At 71.5% G+C, this 23,598-nt stretch carries 19 protein-coding genes; 4 read left to right on the top strand and 15 right to left on the bottom strand.

Going from position 1 to position 23,598, the window contains the following annotated elements:
* Positions 1-113: 113 nt before the first annotated feature.
* Positions 114-1,478 carry a type I glutamate--ammonia ligase gene (glnA, locus tag DFI_RS09980; RefSeq protein WP_051307767.1) on the bottom strand — a complete coding sequence of 455 codons (1,365 nt, stop codon included), beginning with the start codon at positions 1,476-1,478 and terminating at the stop codon, positions 114-116.
* Between the two features lie 257 nt (positions 1,479-1,735).
* Here glnA and DFI_RS09975 point away from each other — a divergent pair, with 257 nt between their 5' ends.
* Together DFI_RS09975 and DFI_RS09970 are read left to right on the top strand one after the other, a co-directional pair.
* Positions 1,736-3,898, top strand: coding sequence for a glutamine synthetase III family protein (locus DFI_RS09975; RefSeq protein ID WP_027463005.1), 2,163 nt, complete (start codon positions 1,736-1,738; stop codon positions 3,896-3,898).
* 83 nt (positions 3,899-3,981) lie between these two features.
* Positions 3,982-4,794: an AAC(3) family N-acetyltransferase gene (locus tag DFI_RS09970; RefSeq protein ID WP_027463004.1), complete on the top strand. Its 813-nt coding sequence runs from the start codon at positions 3,982-3,984 to the stop codon at positions 4,792-4,794.
* Positions 4,795-4,812: 18 nt separating this feature from the next.
* Here the strand turns inward: DFI_RS09970 and DFI_RS09965 are convergent, their stop codons facing one another.
* Positions 4,813-5,496, bottom strand: a complete 684-nt coding sequence (locus DFI_RS09965) for an NUDIX hydrolase (protein ID WP_022801441.1) — start codon at positions 5,494-5,496, stop codon at positions 4,813-4,815.
* An 82-nt stretch (positions 5,497-5,578) separates the two neighbouring features.
* Positions 5,579-7,591 (bottom strand): amylo-alpha-1,6-glucosidase, encoded by a 2,013-nt coding sequence (locus DFI_RS09960; RefSeq protein WP_051307765.1) that lies wholly within the window; start codon positions 7,589-7,591, stop codon positions 5,579-5,581.
* Positions 7,592-7,754: 163 nt separating this feature from the next.
* Here DFI_RS09960 and infC point away from each other — a divergent pair, with 163 nt between their 5' ends.
* Positions 7,755-8,393 (top strand): translation initiation factor IF-3, encoded by a 639-nt coding sequence (gene infC, locus DFI_RS09955; RefSeq protein WP_027463002.1) that lies wholly within the window; start codon positions 7,755-7,757, stop codon positions 8,391-8,393.
* A gap of 99 nt (positions 8,394-8,492) precedes the next feature.
* Here infC and aroQ read toward each other — a convergent pair whose 3' ends face one another.
* The 11 genes from aroQ to murF form a co-directional block, all read right to left on the bottom strand.
* Complete coding sequence (aroQ, locus tag DFI_RS09950) at positions 8,493-8,924, bottom strand: type II 3-dehydroquinate dehydratase (RefSeq protein ID WP_022801444.1); 432 nt, start codon at positions 8,922-8,924, stop codon at positions 8,493-8,495.
* Between the two features lie 31 nt (positions 8,925-8,955).
* Entirely contained in the window at positions 8,956-10,014 is a 1,059-nt protein-coding gene (gene aroB / locus DFI_RS09945) for a 3-dehydroquinate synthase (RefSeq protein ID WP_043778053.1), read from the bottom strand.
* Positions 10,001-10,612, bottom strand: coding sequence for a shikimate kinase (locus DFI_RS09940; protein WP_043778051.1), 612 nt, complete (start codon positions 10,610-10,612; stop codon positions 10,001-10,003). Before DFI_RS09940 ends, aroB begins: the two co-directional genes overlap by 14 nt.
* A 99-nt stretch (positions 10,613-10,711) precedes the next feature.
* Entirely contained in the window at positions 10,712-11,860 is a 1,149-nt protein-coding gene (gene aroC / locus DFI_RS09935; RefSeq protein WP_027463000.1) for a chorismate synthase, read from the bottom strand.
* Between the two features lie 107 nt (positions 11,861-11,967).
* Complete coding sequence (locus tag DFI_RS09930) at positions 11,968-13,974, bottom strand: type II secretion system protein GspD (RefSeq protein ID WP_027462999.1); 2,007 nt, start codon at positions 13,972-13,974, stop codon at positions 11,968-11,970.
* A gap of 3 nt (positions 13,975-13,977) precedes the next feature.
* On the bottom strand, positions 13,978-15,186 hold the full coding sequence (locus DFI_RS09925; protein ID WP_118375873.1) for a hypothetical protein: 1,209 nt from the start codon (positions 15,184-15,186) through the stop codon (positions 13,978-13,980).
* The gene (locus tag DFI_RS09920; protein WP_027462997.1) at positions 15,183-15,824 is read right to left on the bottom strand and encodes a type IV pilus inner membrane component PilO; all 642 of its coding nucleotides are present in this window, start codon (positions 15,822-15,824) and stop codon (positions 15,183-15,185) included. Before DFI_RS09920 ends, DFI_RS09925 begins: the two co-directional genes overlap by 4 nt.
* Positions 15,824-16,513: a fimbrial assembly protein gene (locus DFI_RS20165; protein WP_027462996.1), complete on the bottom strand. Its 690-nt coding sequence runs from the start codon at positions 16,511-16,513 to the stop codon at positions 15,824-15,826. Before DFI_RS20165 ends, DFI_RS09920 begins: the two co-directional genes overlap by 1 nt.
* Positions 16,506-17,684: a type IV pilus assembly protein PilM gene (gene pilM, locus DFI_RS09910; RefSeq protein WP_022801452.1), complete on the bottom strand. Its 1,179-nt coding sequence runs from the start codon at positions 17,682-17,684 to the stop codon at positions 16,506-16,508. The genes DFI_RS20165 and pilM overlap by 8 nt, the downstream gene beginning before the upstream one ends.
* 255 nt (positions 17,685-17,939) lie before the next feature.
* Positions 17,940-18,749, bottom strand: a complete 810-nt coding sequence (locus tag DFI_RS20160) for a hypothetical protein (protein WP_081425835.1) — start codon at positions 18,747-18,749, stop codon at positions 17,940-17,942.
* Positions 18,750-18,801: 52 nt separating this feature from the next.
* On the bottom strand, positions 18,802-20,103 hold the full coding sequence (murF, locus tag DFI_RS09895) for a UDP-N-acetylmuramoyl-tripeptide--D-alanyl-D-alanine ligase (RefSeq protein WP_027462994.1): 1,302 nt from the start codon (positions 20,101-20,103) through the stop codon (positions 18,802-18,804).
* 103 nt (positions 20,104-20,206) lie between these two features.
* Between murF and DFI_RS09890 the strand changes: the two genes are divergently transcribed.
* The gene (locus DFI_RS09890; RefSeq protein ID WP_043778045.1) at positions 20,207-22,954 is read left to right on the top strand and encodes an ATP-binding protein; all 2,748 of its coding nucleotides are present in this window, start codon (positions 20,207-20,209) and stop codon (positions 22,952-22,954) included.
* Between the two features lie 13 nt (positions 22,955-22,967).
* On the opposite strand, the gene DFI_RS09885 is transcribed toward DFI_RS09890, so the two are convergent.
* Entirely contained in the window at positions 22,968-23,561 is a 594-nt protein-coding gene (locus DFI_RS09885; RefSeq protein WP_027462993.1) for a hypothetical protein, read from the bottom strand.
* Between the last annotated feature and the right edge of the window lie 37 nt (positions 23,562-23,598).

Genomic DNA, 23,598 nt, shown 5'->3' with positions numbered 1-23,598 from the left:
ATTGCCCAGGAGTAGACTTCTTAAGCAATAAAGTTGTGCACCCCCTGAACGTGAAGGTGCATGTCGTGAACTTTTCCGCCTTCGGCGCAAGCGGCCCGGCCCGAAACTGCCCCCTAGACCAGGTCCAGATAGCGGTCCAGTTCCCAGGCGTGAATCGTCTGGCTGTACTCCTGCCACTCGGCGCGCTTGGCCCGCACGAAGTGCGTCAGCACGTGCTCGCCCAGGGCCGCAGCCACCACGCCGTCCTTCTCCAGTTCGTCCACCGCCTCACGCAGATCAGTGGGCAGTTCACGCACCCGGTGATGCCGCTTCTCGCGCACGGTCATCTTGAAGATGTTGCGCTGAATGGCGGGCGGCGGCTCCAGATCCTGTTCGATGCCGTCCAGCCCGGAGGCCAGAATCACCGCCAGCGCCAGGTAGGGGTTGCAGCTCGCGTCCGGCATGCGCAGTTCCGCGCGGGTGCTCGCGCCGCGTTTGGCGGGAATGCGGACCAGAGCCGAGCGATTGCTGGTGCTCCAGGCCACGTTCACCGGCGCCTCGAAGCCCGGCACGAGCCGCTTGTAGCTGTTCACGAGGGGGTTCGTCACGGCCGTCATGCCCTCGGCGTGCTCCAGCAGGCCCGCGATGAACTGCAGGCCCGCCCGGGACAGGCCGTGCTCCCCCTCCGGATCGGCGAAGGCATTCACGCCATCCCGGAACAGGCTCAGGTGACAGTGCATGCCGCTGCCCGACACGCCCGCGATCGGCTTGGGCAGGAAGCTCGCCAGCAGGCCGTGCTCCAGCGCCACGCGCTTGACCACGAACTTGAAGGTCGCGATCCGGTCGGCGGTTTCCAGCGCCGGGGCGTACCGGAAGTCGATCTCCTGCTGCCCCGGCGCGACCTCATGGTGCGCCGCCTCGATGTCGAAGCCCATGGCGAGCAGCTTGTTCACGATGTCCCGACGCACCCGCTCGCCCTGGTCGATGGGCGCCAGATCGAAGTACCCGGCCTTGTCGTGCGTGACCGTGGTGCCCCGCCCGTCCGGGGTGCGCTCGAACAGAAAGAACTCCGGCTCGGTGCCCACGAACATCTCGAAGCCCAGGGCCCTGGCCCGGTCCACCTGCCGGCGCAGCACCTGTCGGGGGTCCCCCTCGAACGGCGTGCCGTCCGGCAGCGTCACGTCGCAGATCAGTCGCGCCACCCGGCCGCGGTCGTCCGGATCCCGCGGGTCGCGGGAGAACTGCGGGTACACCGCGAAGGTGGAGAGGTCCGGGCGCAGCAGCATGTCGGATTCCTCCACCCGCGTGAAGCCCTCGATGGCGCTGCCGTCGAAGGTCACGTCGCCCCGCAGGGCCTTCTCGAACTGCCGTTCGGGCACCTCAACGTTCTTGGTGGTGCCCAGGATGTCCGTGAACTGCATGCGCAGGAACTTCACGTCCTGCTCGCGCATGGTGTTCAGCAGGGCTTCGGCGGTCGGGACGGGCGGCAGGGTGGACATGAAACGGAAACCTCCAGGAACGGGCGGGGAGCCAGGGCGGGCAAGTCCTCACAGTGTACAGGCCAGACTGGAAAAGCGTTCGGAAAAAACGGAACAAAATGCAGAGTGTCCGGCCATGACGTCCGGCGAGAGGGTAAATCGGTGCAGCTTGTCCAAATCTGCATTGCGGTCCCGGACAGGGCGCGCCTATAGTCAGCTGACAGCAGGCGCGCGCCCCGCGCCCGGACCATGGCCCCCTTCCCCTTCAGGAGACCCCGATGAACCAGGATTTCGACGTCAACTCCGCCGCCCGCAACTGGCGCGTGGACGCCCAGCAGACCGCCACACCCAGCGAACTCGTGAACAGCCTGTTCGCCAGCGACGTCCTGACCCTGGATCAGCTCAAGGCCCGCCTGAGCAAACCCGACTACCGCAAACTCCAGGCGACCGTGGAACGCGGCGAGACGCTGGACAGCAGCATCGCCGACACCGTGGCGTTGGCCATGAAAACCTGGGCGATGGAGAAAGGCGCCACGCACTACACCCACTGGTTCCAGCCGCTCACCGGCTCCACCGCCGAGAAGCACGACAGCTTCCTGAACCCCGCCGGGGACGGCGTGGCCATCATGTCCTTCTCCGGCAAGGAACTCATCCAGGCCGAACCGGACGCCAGCAGCTTCCCCTCCGGCGGCCTGCGCGCCACCTTCGAGGCGCGCGGCTACACCGCCTGGGACCCCAGCAGCCCCGCGTTCATCATCCGGCACGCCAACGGCGCCACCCTGTGCATCCCCAGCGTGTTCGCCTCCTGGACCGGTGAGGCGCTGGACCTCAAGATTCCGCTGCTGCGGTCCATCGAGGCGCTGAACAAGGCCGTCACGCCCGCCCTGGAACTCTTCGGCGCCAGCGAGGGCACCCGCGTGAGCAGCAGCCTGGGCGCCGAACAGGAGTACTTCCTGATCGCCGAGGAGTACTACTACCGCCGCCCCGACCTGGTCATGACCGGCCGCACCCTCTTCGGTGCCAAACCCCCCCGCGGGCAGGAACTCGAGGACCACTACTTCGGCGCGATTCCCGACCGGGTGCTGAGCTTCATGACCGACGCCGAGATGCAGCTGTACGCCCTGGGCATCCCCGTCAAGACCCGCCACAACGAGGTTGCGCCCGGCCAGTTCGAGATCGCGCCCATCTTCGAGCACAGCAACATCGCCGCCGACCACCAGCAGCTGATCATGCAGGTCCTGCGCACCACTGCCCGCAAGTACGGCCTGGTGTGCCTGATGCACGAAAAACCCTTCGCGGGCGTGAACGGCTCCGGCAAGCACTGCAACTGGAGCATGGCCACCGACGCGGGCGAGAACCTGCTCGACCCGGGCGACACCCCCCATGAGAACATGCAGTTCCTGTTCTTCGCCGCCGCCGTCATCAAGGCCGTGGACGACCACCAGGACCTGCTGCGCACCTGCGTGGCCAGCGCCAGCAACGACCACCGCCTCGGCGCGAACGAGGCGCCCCCCGCGATTCTCAGCATCTTCCTGGGCAGCGAACTGACCGACATCTTCGAGCGGATCGTGAGCGGCAAGGGCGGCCGCGGCAAGCAGACCGGCCTGATGGGCCTGGGCAGCAGCGTCCTGCCGGAAATCCCCGTGCACGCCGGCGACCGCAACCGCACCAGCCCCTTCGCGTTCACCGGCAACAAGTTCGAGTTCCGCGCCGTGGGTTCCTCCCAGAGCATCTCCTTCCCCATCACGGTGCTGAACGTGATCGCCGCCGACGCCATCACGCAGCTCACCGCCGACCTGCAAAAGCGCCTGGGCAAGAAGGGCGCCACGCTGGAACAGGCCGTGACGGACGTCGTCAAGGACACCTACAAGAAATACCAGCGGATCGTGTTCAACGGCGACGGCTACAGCACCGACTGGCACGAGGAAGCCGAGAAGAAACGGGGGCTGCTGAACCTGCGCACCACCCTGGACGCCGTGGAAACCCTCGTCAGCCCGAAAAACCTCAAGCTCTTCGGTGACTTCGGCGTGCTGAACGAACGCGAACTGGCTGCCCGCCAGGAAATCATGTACGACATCTACTTCAAGACCGTGAACATCGAGGGTGAAACCACCGAGTACATGGCGCAGACCGCCATCCTGCCCGCCGCGTTCAGCTACCTCGCGGAACTCGGCGAGGTGGAGGTCAAGAGCAAGGCCGCGACCGGCACCACCAAGGAACTCGTGCAGCTCAGCGATACCCTGTACGACGCCCTGCAGGAACTCCGCCAGCAGAACGAGGCCCTGGGCGGCGACGAGGTGCACGAAAAAGCCCACCACATGCGCGACCACGTGCTTCCCGCCATGCAGCAGGTCCGCGCCGCCGCCGACCGCCTGGAACGCATCGTGAGCCAGAAGCACTGGCCGCTGCCCACCTACCGCCAGATGCTGTTCGTGAAATGAGCATCTGCTCCTGAGCCCACGAATCAAGCTGAAGCCGCCTGCCCGTTCCGATGGGCGGGCGGCTTCAGGGTTATGCTGCGGGCGTGTTGAACCTGCTGCGCAAGCCGACCGTGACGGCCCGGGATCTGGACGAGGGGCTGAGCGGGCTGGGGCTGGACGGAACGCAGGACGTGATCGTGCACGCCAGTCTCCGGGCCTTCGGTACGGTGGAGGGCGGCGCCCCGGCCCTGGTGGACGCCCTGGCGCGGCGCTGCCGGACGGTGGTCGCCCCGGCCTTCACCTACGACACCCTGCTCACCCGGCCCACCGCCACGCCGCGGTCCTCGTTTCACCGGCTCAGCCGCGTGAGCCGGGACATCGGGCGGGTGCCGCAGGACCTCGTGGAGCGCCCCGAGGCGCTGCGGTCCTTTCACCCCACGCTGAGCTTCATCGCCCTGGGCGCGCAGGCGGCGCCCATCACGGCCGCGCAGACGCTGGACAGCCCCTACCAGCCGGTCGGGGCGCTGTACGACCTGGACGGGTACGCGCTGCTGATGGGCGTGGACTTCGGCAGCAACACCACCATTCATTACGGCGAGCACGTGGCGGGCGTGCCGAACCTCACGCGGTACGTGCCGCTGGAGGGGCAGGTGCTGCCCACTGCCTTCCCGAACTGCTCGGCGGACTTCGACAACCTGCTGCCGTGGCTGCACGGCCGCGACCGCCGCGTCACCGTGGGCAGCGCCCTGCTGCGGCTGTACCGCGTGCGGGACCTGGTGGACACCACGGTGCGGTTCCTGCAGCACGACCCGGAGGGCCTGCTGTGCACCTACCGCGGCTGCCGCTGCCAGGAAGTGCGGGCCCTGGTGCGCGAACGCGGCCTGACGCCCCGCCGGCACACCGTCACCGCCGGCTGAGCCGGAGACCGGGCGCGGTTACAGCGCGGCGGTGCGGGCGTGTTTCGCGCGGCGGTACAGCTGCGCGGGGCGCCCCACACCGGACCGCCGCTCCCCGCTGGGGGTCAGGACGCCCTGCGCGAGCAGCTTCTTGCGGAAGTTCCGCTTGTCGAGCTGACGGTTCAGGATCGCCTCGTACACGCCCTGCAACTCCGGCAGGGTGAAGGCTTCCGGCAGGAACTCCAGCGCCAGGTTCGCGTATTCCAGCCGCACCTGCAGCCGCGCCAGCGCGTGCGCCAGGATGTCGGCGTGGTCGAAGGCCAGGGGTGGCGGGTTGTGCGCGCTGAGCCACTCCGCGCCCAGCACCTCGTTGCCGCCCTGCACGGCCACGGTGCCGTGCGGCAGGACCGCGAGGTGCGCCACGCTCACCACTCGCCCGCGCGGGTCCCGCCCGACCTCCGCGAAGGTGTGCAGCTGTTCCAGGTGGCGGGGTTCCAGGTCCATGCTGGTCTCGTCGTGCAGGACGCGCAGGGACGCCTGGGCGAGTTCCTCTCCGGGGTGCACGAGGCCGCCGGGCAGGGCCCAGGCGCGCAGGTGCGGGCCCTCGCCGCGCTGGACGAGCAGGACCCGGAGTTCGCCGTCGTGAATGGCGAAGGCGGCGACGTCCACGGCCAGGCCCACGACCAGGGCGTCGGCGGGCAGGGGAGGCATGGTGGACGGCATGACCGGATGCTAGGGTTCGTGTCCGTTTGACGTCAAGGGAAGAAGGCCGCCTGGGCCGGACACTTCCCCGGCCCGGTCCGGTTCAGGTCGGGCCCGGCCCTGCGGCCCCCGCGCGGCTCTCGGCCTGCGCCACCAGCACGTGTGCGCGCAGGAACTCCGCCACGCTCCACGCCTGGAAGGGGCACCCCCCGGGCCGCAGGCTGTCCCCGCTGAACACTTCCGAGACGTGCCCCACCCCCGCCTCCCAGAGGTGGCCGGACAGCCCGGACAGCGCCGCGCGGGCCCGCGCGACCTCCCCCCCACGCAGCAGCAGGTCCACATACGACGCCAGCGGCCACGCCCACACCGTGCCCTGGTGGTACGCCGCGTCCCGCTGCACCCGCACCCCGCCGTAGTTCCCCAGGTACCGCGCGTCCAGCGGGGACAGCGTGTGCAGGCCCACCGGCGTGAGCAGCTGCGACTCGATCAGGCGCAGTGTCAGGTCCAGCTGCACCCCCGAGACGGGCGTGTCCGGCAGCGCCAGCGCCAGCGCCACGTTCGGCCGCACACTCAGGTCCGCGCCGCCCGCCTCCGTCAGGAAGTCCGCGAACTGCTCGCCGCGCCACAGCTTCCCGAACTGCCCGCGCGCCCGCGCCAGCGCCGCCGAGCAGGCCGGCACCTGACCCAGCCCCTCCGAGAGCCTCTCCTCGGCCGCCAGAGCCCCCAGCCACAGCGCCTGGATCTCCACCGGCTTCCCGCTGCGGGGCGTGACCACCCAGTCGTGAATCTTCACGTCCATCCAGGTCAGCTGCACGCCCGCCTCACCCGACCACAGCAGCCCGTCCTCCCGGTCCGCGCGGATGCCGTGGTCCGTGCCGTCCAGGTGCCAGCGCAGCAACTCCCGCACCTGCGGCAGCGCCTCCCGCGCGAACCCCAGGTCCCCGGTGAGCGCCACGTAGCGTTCCAGCGCCACCACCAGCCACAACGCGCCGTCCACCGTGTTGTACCCGGCGCCCCCGCCGTCCTCGTGGAAGTTGTTCGGCGTCAGGCCCCGCCGCAGCGCCTGCAGGAACGTGCCCAGCAGGCTCCGCGCGTCCGCGGCGCGGCCGGTGAGCAGGGTCAGGCCCGTCAGGGAGATCATCGCGTCCCGGCCCCAGTCCGCGAACCAGGGGTATCCCGCGATCACGCTGCGGCCCGGCGGCTGCGCCCGCTGCACCAGGTACGCGTCCGCCGCGACCGCCAGGGTCGCCACCACCTCGTCCCGCACGCCGGAGGCCGCCCAGGCGCCTTCCACCAGCGCCCGGCGCCGCGCGGTCTCCTGCGCGTACGCCGCCCAGGGGTCCAGCACGTCCGGGCCCTCCAGGCCGGCCGACACCACCAGCGCCACCCGCGCGCCGCCCGCCGGCACCTGCACCTGCCACAGCCGCGCGCCCAGCACCGTCTCGGTGTCCGGCTCGCCACGCGCCCGGTCATAGCGGTAGTACACCCGCTGCGGGAAGGGCGCGGCCTCCAGCGGCTGCACGGCCGCGTCCGGCGCCACCACCCGCACCCGCGTGCCCCGGCCCCCGGTCACGGCCGCCCGCCGCCCCTGCACCTGCACGCGCAGGTCCGGGACGCCGCGGTGAAGGTCATGCATGTCCCGGTCCACGAAGAACCCGCCCAGCGTCAGGGTGACCGCCTCCCGGGCCTCGATGTCGTACAGGTACACGACCGTGCCTGAACCGGGTGGCATGAACGCCCGGCGCGTCACCCGCACGCCCCGCCACAGCTGCTCGCGTTCCGGCAGCAGGTCCCGCAGCGTCACCCCGGCCAGCAGATCCAGCCCCCGGCCCTCGAACGCGTCCGGCGCGACCTCCAGCGCGTGCAGCGCCACCTCTCCGCCCCCTGCCGCGCTCAGTTCCTCCAGCGGCGCCACCAGATGCGCGAAACGGTCCACGGGCGGCCGCCGGCTGGCGTTCAGCGCGCCGTAACAGCGGGTCGGCACGCCCGCCAGGCTTCCCAGCGAGAACCCGCCCAGCCCGTCGGTGAGCAGCACCTCCCGGTCCACGTCCCGGGCCTCCCAGGGCCCGAACCGCCGCTCGACCACCGCCTGCCCCGCGTCGCCCGTGCCTGTCATCCCCCCAGCATGCCAGACCCGCGCCGGTGTCCGGCGGCGCCGTCAGCGGGGCGGGAGTGCGGCGTGGTAAACTCGGCGGTACTTGCCCCGAAACCGCCCCCCGCACGGGGCCGTGGCCGGAGGGGCGCCGCCCGGGCGCCAGCGTGCGCCGGGCGCGGCGGAGGTGATGAACATAGCGAAAGAACACAAGGTCAACGAGCAGATTCGCGTGCGCCAGATCCGACTGATCGGCGACGAAGGGGAGCAGATCGGGATCATCGACACCCGCGACGCCATGCAGATGGCCCGCGAGAAAGGCCTGGACCTCGTGATGGTCAGCCCGCAGGCCGTCCCGCCCGTCTGCCGCCTGCTCGACTATGGCCGGTTCCGCTACGAACAGCAGCAGAACGAAAAGGAGACCCGCAAGCGCGCGCGTCACACGGAAGTCAAGGCCATCAAGTTCCGCGTGAAGATCGACGACCACGACTTCAACACGAAGACCGGCCACGTCCGCCGCTTCCTGCAGGACGGCCACAAGGTCAAGGTCACCATCATGTTCCGCGGCCGTGAACGCACCCACCCCGAACTCGGGGAGCGCATCCTGGTCCGCGTCGCCGAGGCCCTCGCCGAGATCGGCACACCCGAAGGGATGCCCAGCATGATGGGCATGGACATGAACATGATCATGGCCCCCAAACCCGGCGTGACCAAGAAGGAACGCGCCGAGGAGGCCGCCGACCAGAGCAGCAAGGCCGCCGACAAGGGCGAGCAGGCCGCTCCGGCCGCAGCCCCCGAGTCCCCCGAAGCGCCCGCCAGCGCCTGAGAATCACTGCACCCGCGACGCCCCAAATGGGGCGTCGCGCTTTTTCAGAAGCTGGGAGGGCTGAAGGCACCCCGCCGGCAGAGTGCGCGGCTTGTCATGTCAGGACGCGCTTTCGGTCAGGGCCTCCATCGCCAGCCGGTAGCCCAGGAACCCCAGGCCGCTGATCTTGCCCCGGCACACCGGCGCGGTCAGGCTGACGTGCCGGAACGCCTCGCGGGCGTCCACGTTGCTGATGTGCACCTCAACGACCGGCAGCGGCTGCGAGGCAATCGCGTCCCGCAGCGCGTAACTGCTGTGCGTCAGCGCCCCCGGGTTCAGGACGATGCCGTCGTAGCCCTGTTCCTCGGCCTCGTGAATCCAGTCGATGAGCTGGCCCTCGTAGTTGCTCTGGCGGCAGGTGACGCTCTCCCCGAGTTCCGCCCCCCACGCCTCGCACTGGCGTTCCAGGTCCTCCAGGGTCTGAGAGCCGTACACGCCCGGTTCACGCCGGCCGAGGCGATTGAGGTTCGGGCCGTTCAGGACGAGCAGCATGCGCCCAGCGTAGCAAGTGCCGGGCGGATCGTCAGCGCAGCAGCCCCAGCGCCCCCAGGTCCGCCTGGAACCCCAGGTACTCGGCGCGCAGCACGGTCTCCGGCACGCGCGCCAGTTCCGGCGCCGCCAGCGCGGGCAGCAGCACGAAGCGCACGCCGTCCGAATCGGCCTTCTTGTCCCGCGCCATGAAGGGCGCCAGGTCCCCGAACTCCAGGGCCGGCAGGGGAGAGGGCCGCTGCCACTCAAGGAAGGCGCGGGTGTGACCGGTCAGGTCCTCACCGCCCAGCGCCCGGGACAGCCGCGCGGCGTAGTGCATGCCGTACCCCACCGCCTCCCCGTGCGGGACCGCGTGGTGCGTGACCGCTTCCAACGCGTGCGCCAGCGTGTGCCCGAAATTCAGGAAGGCCCGCTCCCCCCGCTCGAACAGGTCGCGGGTCACCACGCCCGCCTTCACGGCGATGGCGTCGGCCACCGTGTCCTCCAGGCCGGGACCGTCCGGCCGGAAGTCCGGGGACAGCACCCGAGCCATCAGGCCCGGATCGGAGATCAGACCGTGCTTGAAGGCCTCCGCCGCCCCCTCACGGAACACCGCGGGCGGCAGCGTACCCAGCGTCGCCACGTCGCACCACACCGCCCGGGGCGGCCAGAAGGCGCCCACCAGGTTCTTGCCTTCCGGCAGGTTCACGCCGGTCTTGCCGCCCACCGCCGCGTCCACCATGCCCAGCAGCGTGGTCGGGGCAGAGTAGTACGCCACGCCCCTCAGGTAACTGGCCGCGACGAACCCGGCCAGGTCGGTGGCCGCCCCGCCGCCCACGCCCACCACCGCGCCGTCCCGTGGCAGGTTCACCGCGGCCAGCGCCGACAGCACCCCGGCGTACACCTCCAGGGTCTTGCACTCGTCCCGCGCGGGCACGGATACCGTCACGACCGGGTTCAGGCTCGCCTGCGCCTGCGCCACCCACACGGCCGGCAGATCCTCCGGGTGGATCAGCGCGACCTGCCGCTCCGGCACCCGCAGCCCCCCCAGCAGCCCGGGCCCCACCTCCACCGCGTAGGGTGCCGCGCCCCCCCCGACCTCAATCCGGCGCACGGTCCCCGACCAGCACGCCCTCCGCGGGCCGATCGGTGTCCTCCGCCGGCCACGCGCGGTGCACGTCACTCCACGACCACAGCCGCTCAATGATCTCCTCTACCAGTTCCTCGCTGGGCCGGCCGTCGCTGTGCACGTGAATGGTGCCCTGCCGGTACACCGGCTCGCGCTCGTCCATCAGCGTCCGGATGCGCTCCAGGGGGTCCTCGGTGCGCAGCAGGGGCCGCTCGCTGTGCCGGGTGCGCTGGTACACCGTTTCCGGGCTGGCCCACAGCACCACCACCGGCCCGCGTTCCAGCAGCACCCGGCGGTTCTCCTCGTGAATGAAGGTCCCGCCGCCCAGGCTGATCACCGCGTGGTCCAGCCGGGTGACGCGGCCCACCACCTCGCGCTCGCAGGCGCGGAAGAACGCCTCGCCTTCCTGCGCGAAGACCTCGGGGATGCTCTTGCCGACCACCCGCGTGATCAGCTTGTCGGTGTCCACGAAATGCAGCGCCAGCGCCCGGGACAGCTCCCAGCCGATGCGGCTTTTCCCGGTTCCCATGAACCCCGCCAGGGCCACCCACGTGACCGGCCGTTCGATGAGGCCCGTGAACATGGGGGACAGTGTACGGCAGCCCCATCCCGCGAACAGGTCAGCGGGGCTTATGGCTGGACTTAGGGATGCGCCCTCCGGCGCGCCGGACTCCACGGACCTTCAGTACGCGTGCGCGTACGCCCGCGCCGCCGCCACCCGCTCCTGCAACTCCGGCAGGGTGTCCCCGCCGAACTTCTCCAGCATCGCCTCGGCCAGCACCCACCCGATCACGCACTGCAGGATCACGCCGGCCGCCGGCACGGCGGTGGTGTCGCTGCGTTCCCGCGCGGCATCGCTGGCCTCGTGCGTGACCACGTTCACGGTCGGCAGCGGCTTCATCAGCGTGGCGATGGGTTTCATCGCGACCCGCACGATCAGGTCCTCCCCGTTCGTCATGCCGCCCTCCAGGCCGCCCGCTCCGTTCGTGTCCCGCGCGTACGTGCCCTCCCGGTAGTGCACCGCGTCGTGCACGCCGCTGCCCGGCTTCACGGCGTTCTCGAAGGCCCGGCCGATCTCCACGCCCTTCATCGCCTGCACGCTCAGCACCGCCGCCGCGATCCGCCCGTCCAGCTTGCGGTCCGCGTGCACGAAACTGCCCAGGCCCACCGGCAGGCCCCGGAAGCGCACCTCCAGGATCCCGCCCAGCGTGTCCCCGTCCCGTTTCGCCTGATCGATCCGCTCGCGCATCTGCGCGGCTGCGTCCGCATCCGGTGTGCGCAGGTCCGACGCCTCGATGGCGTCCAGCGCGTCCCAGGAGAACGCCTCCCGCGTCTCGATGCCGCCCAGGCTGGACACGAAGTTTGCGCCCTCCACGCCCAGCTCCGACAGTAGCTTCAGGGCCACGCTGCCCACCGCGACCCGTGCGGCCGTCTCCCGGGCGCTGGCCCGCTCCAGCACGTCGCGCAGATCCTTATGGCGGTACTTGATTCCGCCGGTCAGGTCCGCGTGCCCGGGCCGGGCATCTGTCAGGGCCTTCTTGCGCGGCTCGCCGCCCGGTTCCGGGCTCATGATCTCCGTCCAGTTGCGGTGGTCGCGGTTCTCGATCACCAGCGTGACCGGCGCGCCGGTCGTGCGGCCCGCCCGCACCCCCGAGAGGACCTGTGCCTCGTCCGTCTCGATCACCATGCGTCGCCCGCGGCCGTACCCGCCCTGGCGCCGGCGCAGCCACGGGTCGATGTCGGCTTTGCCGAGCGGAAGCTGGGAGGGCAGTCCCTCGATGATGGCCGTCAGCTGCGGCCCGTGTGACTCCCCGGCGGTCAGGTACCTCATACGGCCGACTGTAGCGGCCCCGCACGCCTCACAGGGCGGCCCTGCCCAAACAGAGCCGGCAGCAGAAAGGCACCCCGCGCGGAGGTGCCTGCCTTGGAATGGTGGGGTTACTTGACCAGGGTGCCGGTGATCACCACGAGCAGCTGGGTCTGCTGCTTGACGGTGTCTTCCTTCCCGAACAGCCCGCCGATGATAGGCAGCTGCGAGAGGAAGGGCGTGCCGCTGTTCGTCTTCGTTTCCTTGGTGGCCAGCAGGCCCGCGAGCAGCAGCGTCTCCCCGTTCTTGAAGGTCAGGGTGGTCTGCGCCTCGCTGTTCGTGAACTGCAGCAGGTTGGGGATGGTGCTGGCGTTCACGGCCGTCTGCAGGTCGTTCACCTGACCGCGCACACGCATGGTGATGGTGCCGTCCGGGGCGACCTGGGGGCTGAAGAAGTCCAGGTTCACGCCGTAATCGATCTGCTTCTGAATGGCGGGCACGTTCGCCGCCTGGCTGGGAATGTTCACTTCCAGACGCCCGCCGGACTTGATGGTGGCCGCTGCGGTCGCCGAGGCGTTCTGGGTGTCGGTGGTGCCGCCCAGGGAACGCTGGCCGCTCTGCATGGTGATGGTGCCGTCGTAGATGGACTTGCTCAGGCCCTGCGTCTGCAGCGCGTTCAGCGTCGGTCCGATGTTGAAGCCCACCAGGTTCCGGGTCGGGTCGAAGGCCGCCTGAAGGCCGGCGCCGCCCATGCTGATGCTGAAGCCGCCGAACCCGATCTTCCAGTCCACGCCCAGCGTGCGCGCGGCACGCTCGGTGATCTCGTGGATGCGGACCTGCACGTTCACCTGCGGGACCTTCTGGTCCAGCTGGGGCACCAGTTCGGCCACCTGCGCGACCTGCTCGGGCGTGCCGCGCACGATCAGAGTGTTGGTGCGCTTGTCCGCGATCAGCGTGGCAGCCTGCGTGCTGGCCGGGGTGGTACTGGCCGTCGCCGTGCCCTGGCCGGTCGCGGCGGCCGCGGTGCTCACCGGCATGTTCGCCAGGGTGCCGCTGGTGTATGGCTGTCCGGTCAGGGGGTTGATCAGCGTGGCGTTGGGCACCAGGTTGCTGCCGGCGTTCAGGTCGCGGGACAGCGTGCCTTCCAGCGTCGCCTTGACCTCCTCGGCGCTGGCGTTCACAAGCTGGAACACGCGCTGCACGACCGTGGCAGCCACCACGGCCGGCGCGACGCGGTCCACCTGCGCCAGCAGGGTCAGCGCGGCGTCCACGGTCGCCTGCGGGCCGGTGATGACCAGCTGCCCGGTCTGGCCCACGGCCGTGACCTTCAGTTCCGGGTACTGCGCGGCGAGCAGGGCGGTCGCGTCGGCCTGGAGGCCCTTGACGGTGTACACGCGCTGCACGGGCTGCGCGGCGGTGGGGGCGGCCTGCGTGACCAGCGGGGACTGCACGGCCACGATCTGGTTCAGCAGCCGCTCGACCTGCGCGACTTCCTGGTTGGTGCCGCGGATGATGATGCTGTTCGAGGAGTTCTCCGCCACGATGCGCATGGTGGGGGAGTCCAGCACCACCTCGGGGGCGGTGGCCGTGGTGGCGGGCGCGGCGTTGCCGGTGGCCGCCGTGGTGGCCGGGGCCGCGGCCCTGGGCGTGCCGAAGGCGAGCTTGAGCTGGTACTCGACCTGGGAGGCGATCAGCGGGGGGTTGAGCTTCACGACCCGCTGGATGGGCCGCACGCTGACGCGCAGGATGTCCTTCCCGCCGACCTTGATGGTTTCGTAGCTCAGGCCGTACATGTCCAGCAGCAGCGGCCAGACCTCGTTAAAGGGTTTGTCGCTGACCTTGTAGTTCACGGTGGTCACGGCGCCCGCCTGTCCGCCCGCGGCGGCCCCGGCGGCGTTCACGCTGTTGGCCTTCAGGACCGCGTCGGCGGCCGGCTCGATGATGATCTCGTACCCGGCGCTCTGGGCCACGGCGATCAGCAGCGAGGCGAGGTCACTGCCGGTGCGCTGCACGTCGAAGGTGACGCGGGCCGCGGTCAGCTGCGGGTCGGCGGTGGAGGTGCTGGAGGTCGTCTGCGCGAGCGCGGGGGCGGCCATGCCGAGCATGGCGGTCAGGAGAAGGGCGTGACGTTTACTCATGGCTCACCTTTTGTCCAGTTCAAGAGTCTTGGTTTCGTTGCCGAGGGCCAGGGTCGCGGAGGTCGCGCTGACGGCTTTCAGGGTGATCTGCGAGTCGGGAAGCGTCTGGCCGACCGACACGACCGTGAACCCGTCGTTGCCCTTGAAGATCGCGGTGCTCTGCGGGCCCAGCACCACGCCGTTCAGGCTCACGCCGCGGGTCTGCAGGGCGGAATCCAGTGCGGACGTGGTGGTGATCGGGGTGGGCGTGGGGGCCGCGGCGCCCAGTTCGGTGATGACCTGCGGGTTGCCGGCCGCGGGTGCGCTGCTGACGGTGTCGCCGGGCGTGCCGGCGGGCACGGGCGTGGTGGGGGTGGGGGCCGTCACGCCGGCCACGGGCGGTGCCACAGGGGGTGGGGTGACGGTGCTGCCCGGAATGCTCACGGTGCCGCCCGGGATGGTGGTGCCGGGGATGCTGGTCACGCTGCCGCCCGACGCGGGAATGGGCGTGATGGTGACCTTCGGCGGGGTGCTGCTGCCGGGGATGGTCGGGAAGGCCAGGCCGCCGCTGGTGCCGGGCCGGGCGCTGCTGGCGGTGCTGCCGGGGACCGGGGTGATGCTCAGGGCGCCGCCGCTGGTGCCGATGGGATCCACGCTGATCGGCGCGACGCTGACAGGCGCCTCGGGGACGGGCACGCTGGCGGTCGGGGCGGGCGTGGGCACGCTGGCGGCCGGGGTGCTGGCCGTCGCGTCCGTCTCGACGCGCAGGGGCTGGAAGGGGTTCTGCCCGGGCACGCTGGCGAGCGCCGTGTCGGGGTTGATGCCGTCCGGGGTGGGCGTCTTGGGGGCCGTTTCGGCGGTCGTGCCGGTCTCGGCGTCCGGGAAGGGCGGGGCCACCTCCACGTCCACCGGGCCGGGCGTGGCGACGTTCACGCCGCCCTGGTCGGGGCTGCCGGCCTCTGAGTTCGGGGCGGGCGTCACGGTGGTCACGCCGCCGTTCTCACCCGCGCCGTCCGGGGTGCCGGTGCCGTCCGTGCCGGCGTTGGGGGTGCCCTCGGCGGTGGGCGGGGTGGGCACCCCGGTTTCCTCGGCGGGCGCGCGGGTGCTGGTCCACAGGTACCACGCGCCGATCAGGGCGACCATGCCCAGCAGCAGCAGCACCAGTTTCATCTCGCGGGACAGGGCGAGGCCCCCCGGCCCGGCCGGTTTCACGGAGGCAGGCTCACGGGTCACTGGGCACCTCCAGCCGGGGCGGCCGGCGCGGCCGCCGGCGCCGCCGGGGCAGCGTTCGGGTCGGCCGGGGCGGCCGCCAGGTTGGGATCATAGGTGTACACGGTCAGGCCCAGATTGCTTTCCAGGTCCGGGTCCAGGCTGTCCGCCTGCGGCAGTTGCAGGGCCACGCTGTTGATGTTCGTGAAGCGGCCCATGGTCTCCACGGACTGGATGGTGCGGTACACGTTGCGGAACTTGCCGTTGAGGTTCAGGGTCAGCGCGATGGGGCGCACGCCGGCCGGGAGCCCGGTGGCCGCGCCGGTGGAGACGGTCACGTTGGTGAGGTTCACGCCGTTGGAGGCGCTGGTCTGGCGCAGTTCGTTCAGGACCGAGCCGAAGTTCGCGGTGTTCGGCAGGGCGCGGAGGAACTCGGCCTGCTCGACGCGCAGTTTGGCGACTTCCTCCCGCAGGGCCGGGAGCTGCGCCTGCGCGGTGCGGTACTGCGCGACCTTGTCCTGCGCGGTCTGCACGTCGGTGCGCAGCAGGGCGATCTCGTCCTGGCGGGGTTTGAAGCGCAGCGTGTACCACATGCCGGCCACCGCCAGGCAGGCGGCCAGCGTGATCAGGAACAGGTTGCGGGGCGGCATCTTGTCGAACATCATTGGCCTCCGCTGGCGGGCGCGGCCGGGGGGGCCGCCGGAGCGGCGGTGGGGGTGGCCGTGCCCGGCGTGCCGGCGGCGGGCGTGGGGGCCGCGCCGACCACGCCGACCGTGGCGCTGAAGGTGTAGTCGCTGGTCTCGCCGTCTTTCTGCATGCTCTTGAAGTTCACGCCGAAGTTCGGGTCGTTCTCGTAGGTGTTCAGGAAGTTCACGACCGCCTGCTGGCCGGTGGCCTGCCCGGTGATGTCGATTTCGCGCGTGACGCTCTTGCCGACGTAGATGCCGCTCTGCTGGTTGCTGGTGAGCTGCGCAGCGTCCATGGGCTTGATGGTCATGGTCTTGACCGCCACGCCGCTGCTCTGCGGGAGGCGGCGGGTGAACGACGCGATGTCGTTGGACCAGTAGGACTTGCCGCTGGCGAGCTGCTGCGCGATCGCCGTCGTCTGCATCAGGTTGCGTTTCTCGGTGGTGAGCGCGTCGAACTCGTTTTTCGCGGGCGTCAGGGTGGTGATCTCGCCGTTGAGCTGGTCGAGTTCCTTGCGCAGGTTGGAGATGGTGGTGGCGGTCATCACTTCCGGAATCAGGATCCCGGCGGCGGTCACGATGGGCAGCACCACCGTGGCGTAGCGCCAGGCGCTGGGCTGCGTGCGCGCGCGGTCCTGTTGCGGCAGCAGGTTGATCTCAACCATTGGCTTTCACCCCCCGCAGCGCGAGGCCCAGCGGCACGGTGAATTCCGGGCCGTTCGCCTGGAGGTAGCCGGTGTCCACGTTCGCCTGGTCGGTCTGGACGGTCAGCCAGGGGCTGGCGACCTCCACCCGGAAGCCCAGCGCGTCGCTGATGGCTGCGGACAGGCCGCGGAGTTTCGCGCCGCCGCCGGCCAGGAAGGTCCGGTCGATGACCACGTCGCCGCTCTGCACGCGGTAGAATTCCAGACTGCGGCGGATCTCGGTGATCAGGTCGCCCAGCACGGGGCGGATCACCTCAAACACCCGGGCGGGGCTGTACTGCTCGCGCGCCATGTCGAAGTTCAGGAGGTCTTCCTCGTCCTCGGTGGGCGTGGTGGCGGTGGCGTAGCCCAGCTTGACTTCCTCGGCGGCCGTGAAGTCCAGGTCAAAGGCCTTCTGGAGGGCGGTGGTGAAGTCGTCGGCGCTGATGTTGATGTTGCGGGCCATCAGCACGCGGTCGCCGCGCACGAGGTTGATCACGCTGCCGCTCGCGCCGATCTCCAGCACCAGGGCGACCTCGCCGGACTCGGTGTAGTTGGTGCCGGTCAGGGTGCTCTTGGTGAGGTGCTCGCCAAGCAGGTTGCCGCGCAGGGCGCGCAGCGCCGCGAAGGATTTGAGGTCCACCACGGTGGGTTCCAGGCCGGCGAGGCGCAGCACCTCGATCTGCCGCGCGACGGCCTCGCTGGGCGCCGCGGCGATCAGGACCTCCATCTGGCCGTCCTCGGGGATGGTGGTGGGGTCGTCGAGCAGGTCGAAGTCCAGGCTGACCTCGTCGATGGGGTACGGGATGTACCGCTCGGCCTCCCACTTGATGGCTTCCTGAAGGTCCTTGCGGTCCATCTTGGGCACCATGATGTTGCGCGTGACGGCCGACTGGTTGGGCACGGCGGTCACGGCGTGGCGGGTGGTGATCTTGTGCTCCGCCAGCAGGTTTTTCAGCTCGGTGGCGACCGCCTGGGGTTCGACGACCAGACCGTCACGCATGCTGCCGATCGGGGTGGGGATCATCAGCGCGTGCTGGAGAGAGGGCGGAGAGCCGGGGCGCAGCGCGACGACCTTGATGGAACTCGTTCCGATTTCCACTCCGAGGGCGTTCGGGCGCGGGTTAAGCAGGCGTTGCAGGAAACTCGACATTCTCCCTCCAGGATCAGGCGAAGTTTAGCATTCACTCATCTGGTGGGAGGCATCCAGAGGTGCGAGAAGACGGAGGGGACGAACCGAAACCGGACTCAAGTCGGTGAGAAACCTCACGGGGACATCAAAACATTAGCAATCTCTCGGCACTCTGACACCTTCCGCACATCAATTCTCAGAGGTTTTTCACGGTCAAAAGAAAGGTCCGCCAGGCGCAGCTTCCTGGCGGTCCCGGGCCCCCCGGACGGGGGCAGATCAGCGGGTCAGCTCGGCCGAGAGGTCCGGCGTGAACCGCCGCACGGTGCCCGCCGCACTGACCGTCACGATCTCCTGCCCCACCCGGCCCACCCGGCCCGGACCGTGCGGCACCCGGGCCCGCACCACGCCCGCCCCGTCCCGCCAGTCCAGCACCCCACCGGCCAGGCGGTACCGCCCGGCGGCCGTCACGACCTCCGGCGCCTCGGCCGCCTCGGCGCCGCCCGGCGTGACCACCAGGTACGGCCCGGCCGCGCCGCGCAGCAGCACGCCGTCCGGCACGCGCACCAGTGTGCCCCGCACCCGCGCGTAATCCACGCCGTCCCCGCCGGTCAGGGCGGCGCTGGGCGCGCCCAGCACGCCCGGCCGTGCCACGCCGGCGTACGACACGGCGCTGCCGTCCTCACGGTAGGCCGCGACCGCACTCAGGCGCACCACCCGCCCCACGTTCACGTTCCGGGGCGCGCGGTCCACGGTCACCACCTGCGCCAGCGACGGCACCGCCGCCCAGACGTCCAGGCCGTCCCAGGCGACGTCCACCACCGGCGGCAGCTTCGGGCAGGTCGCGCGGTACTCCGGCGCGCGCGCCACGCACGCCCGCCCCGCCGCCACCCAGGCCACACCCAGATCACTGAACGCTGCGCGGAAGGCGGCCGCGTCCGCCTCGACCTCCGCCGCCACCTGCAGTCCCGGCGTGCCTGCGGCCGCCGGTCCCGCCGTCCGGGCGGGTGCCGGGGCGCAGGCGCCCAGCAGGGCGGCCCCCAGCAGGGCGGCGGAGGCGAGACGGGACGCGGGCAGCAGTGGCAGCATGCTTCCCATTCTCCCCACCGCGCCCGAGAACCCGGTGAGGCCCGCGGGCGGCCTAGTGGCCCGCGGCCGGGGTGGGCGCGTCACGCCACGCCTGCAGTTCGTTCACCACGACGTCCAGGCCCACCCCGGCCTGCAGGCGTTCGGCGGGCGTCATGGAGATGCCCCGGCTGGCCTTGACCAGCACCACGTCCCCGTCCCGCAGCTCGGCCTTCAGCGCGTCCAGCAGCTCCGGCACGGTCGCGTACGCCCGGTCGCCCAGCTCCGCCGCCAGGGGCCCCACGCCGAAGGTCAGGTCGGCCCGCTCACGGGCGTAGGCGCCCACCTCGGCGTGCAGGGCGCGCTCCTGCTCCCCGAGTTCCAGCATGTGCCCCAGCACGCTGACGTGCCGCCCCGGCTGGGCCTGCAAGGCGTCCAGCGCCGCGCGGACCGCCACGGGGGAGGCGTTGTACGCGTCGTCGATGATCGTGAAGCGCCCGGGCAGCACCCGGTACCGCCCGCCGGGCACGCTGGCGACCGACAGGCGCACCGCGGCGTCCAGCATCGTGAGGCCCGCCTCCCGCGCGAGCTGCAAACCCAGCACGGCCGCCTCCGCCTGCACGCGCGAGGCGAGCGGCAGGATCACCCGCCAGGACCCGAAGCAGAAGCGTGCCACCTGCGGCGTGATCTCCAGGTCCTGCCCAGCGAAGGTCACGTCCCCGAAACCGTAGCTGTCCACGCCCGGGTAGTGGGCGGCCGCCTGCGCCCCCACCAGCGCGCGCGGGGCCGCCAGGATCAGGCCCTTCTCCCGCACGATGTTCTCCACGCTGCCCAGCCCCTCCAGGTGCGCCGGGCCGATGGTCGTGACCACGCCCACGTCGGGCCGCACGAGGTCCATCAGTTCCGCCATCTCACCCAGCCGGTCGATGCCCATCTCCACCACCAGCGGGCGCGGGCTCGCCCCGAACTGGATCAGGAAGCACGCGATGGCCGGCATGGTGTTGAACACCGGCATCGCGTGCGCGTCCAGGGCGGCCGCCACGTACGTCTTCGCGGTGGTCTTGCCGGCGCTGCCGGTGATGCCCACCACCAGCCGGTTCCTCGCGCGTTCCCGCCGCGCCCACGCGAACAGCGCCGCCTGCGCCCCGCCCTCCGGCACGCGCACCGCGCGGGGCACGTCCTGGTCGGTGAGCACGAAGGGCGCGCCGCGGTCCAGGGCCTGCTGCACGAAGGCGTTGCCATGCATCTTCTCGCCGGGCAGCGCCACGAACGCCACGTCCGGGCCCGCCTCGCGGGAATCCCAGGTGAGGCGTTTGGCGCGCCGGGCGTCCGGGTGAACAGTCGCGGAATACGGCAGGGAGGCGTGCGGGTCCAGCATCCGGTTACGCTACCACCCGCCGGTCAGCGCCCCGCCATGCCCCCCCGGCGGCGGCCGGCCTCTACAATGCGGGGCACCCGGGAGGCCCACAGGACATCAGGCAATGACGTTACAGACGCTGGGCGGACTACACTTCCACACTTTCCGGCGGGTCAAACCGCTGCTGCTCGCCGCGTACCTCGCCGTGGAGGGCCCCACGGCCCGGCGGGCGCTGGCGGAACTGCTGTGGCCGCAGGCGCGGCAGCCGGACAGCAGCCTGCGCGTCGCCCTGCACGCCCTGCGTGAGGCGGCCGGCGCGGCCGTGCACGGCGACGACCCGCTGGCCTGGACCGGCCCCTGCGACGCCCTGACCCTGCTCTCAGCCCGCGGGCTGGCGGCGCTGCACGCCTACCCCGGACCCTTCCTGCACGGCGCGGACCTGAGCGGCACCCTGCCCGAATTCGAGGACTGGGTGCTCGCGCAGCGCGAACGGCTGGCGCTGCACGTGCAGCTCGAAACCCTGCGGGCCGCCGCAGGGCTGGACCCGGGCGCGGCGGCCCACCACGCCGAACTGGCCTACCGCCTGCCGGGCGCGGCGGCCGCCACCCCGGACCTGCTGCGGCAGGCGCTGGCCCTGACCCTGCCCGGCAGCGCCCTGGAAGCCGAACTCCGCGCCGAACTCGCCGACCTGACCGGCCCGGACGGCGAGCAGCGGGACGGCGGCCAGGTGAGCGCCGGGGGCCGGCTGCTGGGGCGCGCGGCCGAGGTGGGCCGGCTGCTGGCCTGGGCGGCCGACCCCCAGGCCGCGCCGGCGGCCCTGATCACCGGCCCGCCCGGCATCGGGAAGTCCGCGCTGGGCCGCGAGGTGCTGCGCGAATGGCACGCCCTGGGCCGCCCGGTCACGCACCTGAGTGCGCAGGGCCTGCACCACCCCAGCGAGGTGCAGGAGGGCCTCGCCGGAGCGCAGGGCGGACCGGGAGGCTGGGCGGACCTGCGCTCCGCGCTGGCGCCGGGCACGCTGGTGCTGCTGGACGGCCCGGACGACCTCGCGGACCTGGGCCGCTGGCTCACGGCCGCCGCGGCGCAGCTGCCCGGAGTCTGCTGGCTGGTCAGCACCCGCCGGCCCCGCCCGGACGCCCCCGCAGCCCTCACGCTGCATCTGGGCGGCCTGCCGTGCCCTGCGCCGGACGCCACCGAACCGGAACTGCACGCCAGTCCCGCCGCGGCGCTGTTCATGCGCGAGGCCGCCCGCGTGCGCCGCGACCTGAACTTCAGCGGGCCGGACGCCGCGCTGCTCTCCGGAATCGTCCGGCGCCTGGAAGGCCACCCGCTGGCGCTGACGCTGGCCGCGTCCTGGCTGGGCCGCGAGGGCCTCGCGGACGTGCACGCCCGCATCCTGCGCGAGGCGGGCCTGGGCGCCGGGGCCGACGGGGACCGGGGGCTGCTGCTGGCCGCCCGGCCCGCCTGGGCGCTGCTGGGTGGCCCCGAGCGTGAGGCCGCCCTGAAACTCAGCGTCTTCGCGGACCTCGATCCGCACGACGCGGCGCAGCTCGGCATTCCGGACGCGGCACTGGACGCCCTGCTGGCCCGCGCGTTCCTGGAGGCCTACCGCCCGGGCAGCGACCGCCTGCGCGTCCCGGCCGCCCTCACGCCTTTCCTGCGCGACGTGGGCGCCGCACACCCGGCCCTGATCCGGACGGCCGAACGCGACCATGCCCGCCACTACCTGACCCTGCTGGGTGGGGGCGCGCCCACCCGCCCGGAGGTCGCGGCGGACCTCGGGAACATCGTGCGGGCCCTGCACGCCGCCATCTCATTTGGCGAGGTCACGCCCGCCCTCCTGAATCAGCTGATGGCCCACCACCTGGGGCGCGGCACCGCCGAGAGCGGCACGGACGTCTTCCAGCAGCTGTCCGACGCGCTGGAGGACGCCGGCGCGCCCGCCGACACGCAGGCCACCGCGGCCATCTGCACCATGTGGCTCGCGCAGAGCGCCGAGCGGCTCCTGGACGCCCAGACGCTCGCCGGCCGCTTCCTGCAGGGCCCGCTGGCCGACGACCCCGGCCACCGCATGCGCGCCCTGAACACCCTGGCCGTGATCCGGCAGAAGCAGGGCCGCACGCGGGTCGCTGCGGGCCTGCTGGAGCAGGCGCTGGCCCTCGCGCAGGCCCTGAACGACCCCGGCCGGGAGCAGATGTACCTGATGAACCTGCTGATCGCGCTGGTGAAGGTCGGTGATGCGGCCCGCGTCACGGAACTTCTGCCGCGCGCCGCGCCGCTGTTCGGGCCCGGCGCCCCCCTGCAGGTGCGCGTGAAGAACCTGTGGCTGAACCTGCACGTCACCGCCCCCGACCACGCCGGGATCGTGCAGCAGGCCGCGGCGCTGCTGGAGGAGGCCCGCGCCGCGCACGACCTGGACCATCAGGCGCAGATCCTGGTGTTCCAGGGCATGGCTCTGCTCGCCCAGGGCGAGGCCCGGCGCGCCCAGGCGCAGTTCCAGGCGGCGCGGCAGCTTGCCGAACAGGCCGAGAGCCCGGAATGGGTCATCAATGCGCTTACCATGGAAACCGAGGCGCTGTACGCCCTGGGCCGCACCCCGCAGGCGCGGGCCTGCGCGGCGCAGGCCGTGGACCGGATCCTCGCGCAGCCCAGCTTCGAGAATCTGGTGGAGGTTCTCCAGCGGGTCGCGCCCGACCTGAGCGCGCGGCACCCGGAGGCTTTCGGGGAACTCGTGGCGGCCGTCTGCCGGGACGAGCGGCTGGACCACGGCACTGCCCGGACCCTGGTGACTCACCAGCGCCCGGGGGTGGAGGCAGGGCCGCCCCGGACGGAAGCGGCCCTGCTCGCCGACCTGCGGCACCTGCTGGGCTGACCCGCCCGGTGGGTCAGGGCCCGCAGAACCCCGGCACGCCCTCCACGTGCGGGCCGCTGTCGTCCAGCCCGGGGTCTCCGAGGCCCGGGTCTGGAATCGCCTGCGCGGCCAGGGTCGGCGCCGCGGACCCGTCGGCGGTGGCCGGCGCGTTTACCGGCCGGATGCGGGCGACGGTACCGGCCGTCTCCCCGGTGACCGGGCCCTGCTCGATGTCCACGCGCACCATGCGGAACAGGGCGCCCTCCGCGTCATGAACGGCGGTCGGGTCGGGGGAGGGCCGCGTGCCGTCCCCCAGCAGGTACAGCGGCCACCCGCGGTACACCGCCTGCGGCCACGGGCAGCGGTGACTGCCGGGGCGCGGCTGAACCCCGAAGTAAGTCTCCAGATGGTCCGGGGTGTAGGCGGGGTCCATCTGCGGCACGGGCTGGTAGGTGTCCACGGCGCTGCGGTTGTACTCGGGCCAGCTTTCCGCCCAGGGGACATTGCCGGTCGTGTTGGGCGTCAGCGGCCCGTAGCGGTAGACGGGGAGCAGGTGCCCGGCACGCGTGACGACGTACAGGTACTCGTTCAGGGTCGTGACGGCCAGGATCTCGGGCATGTGGGGCATCTGGTTCCTCCGGGAACGTGGGAAAACTCTCATTGAA

Origin of the sequence: Deinococcus ficus, from assembly GCF_003444775.1 — a bacterium.
Taxonomy (GTDB): Bacteria; Deinococcota; Deinococci; order Deinococcales; family Deinococcaceae; genus Deinococcus; species Deinococcus ficus.
Note: the sequence above shows the minus strand (reverse complement) of the source record. Positions and strands in the feature narration are given on the sequence as shown.

Bases quoted from the DNA above. Each gene is read 5' to 3' on its own strand.
- DFI_RS09885 (WP_027462993.1), bottom strand. From the start codon at position 23,561: ATGCCCCACATGCCCGAGATCCTGGCCGTCACGACCCTGAACGAGTAC.
- DFI_RS09965 (WP_022801441.1), bottom strand. From the start codon at position 5,496: ATGCCGTCCACCATGCCTCCCCTGCCCGCCGACGCCCTGGTCGTGGGC.
- DFI_RS20165 (WP_027462996.1), bottom strand. From the start codon at position 16,513: ATGGTTGAGATCAACCTGCTGCCGCAACAGGACCGCGCGCGCACGCAG.
- DFI_RS09960 (WP_051307765.1), bottom strand. From the start codon at position 7,591: ATGACAGGCACGGGCGACGCGGGGCAGGCGGTGGTCGAGCGGCGGTTC.
- pilM (WP_022801452.1), bottom strand. From the start codon at position 17,684: ATGTCGAGTTTCCTGCAACGCCTGCTTAACCCGCGCCCGAACGCCCTC.
- DFI_RS09940 (WP_043778051.1), bottom strand. From the start codon at position 10,612: ATGTTCACGGGCCTCATCGAACGGCCGGTCACGTGGGTGGCCCTGGCG.
- glnA (WP_051307767.1), bottom strand. From the start codon at position 1,478: ATGTCCACCCTGCCGCCCGTCCCGACCGCCGAAGCCCTGCTGAACACC.
- DFI_RS09930 (WP_027462999.1), bottom strand. From the start codon at position 13,974: ATGAGTAAACGTCACGCCCTTCTCCTGACCGCCATGCTCGGCATGGCC.
- aroQ (WP_022801444.1), bottom strand. From the start codon at position 8,924: ATGCTGCTCGTCCTGAACGGCCCGAACCTCAATCGCCTCGGCCGGCGT.
- DFI_RS09920 (WP_027462997.1), bottom strand. From the start codon at position 15,824: ATGTTCGACAAGATGCCGCCCCGCAACCTGTTCCTGATCACGCTGGCC.
- murF (WP_027462994.1), bottom strand. From the start codon at position 20,103: ATGCTGGACCCGCACGCCTCCCTGCCGTATTCCGCGACTGTTCACCCG.
- aroC (WP_027463000.1), bottom strand. From the start codon at position 11,860: ATGAGGTACCTGACCGCCGGGGAGTCACACGGGCCGCAGCTGACGGCC.
- DFI_RS09890 (WP_043778045.1), top strand. From the start codon at position 20,207: ATGACGTTACAGACGCTGGGCGGACTACACTTCCACACTTTCCGGCGG.
- DFI_RS09975 (WP_027463005.1), top strand. From the start codon at position 1,736: ATGAACCAGGATTTCGACGTCAACTCCGCCGCCCGCAACTGGCGCGTG.
- DFI_RS20160 (WP_081425835.1), bottom strand. From the start codon at position 18,749: ATGCTGCCACTGCTGCCCGCGTCCCGTCTCGCCTCCGCCGCCCTGCTG.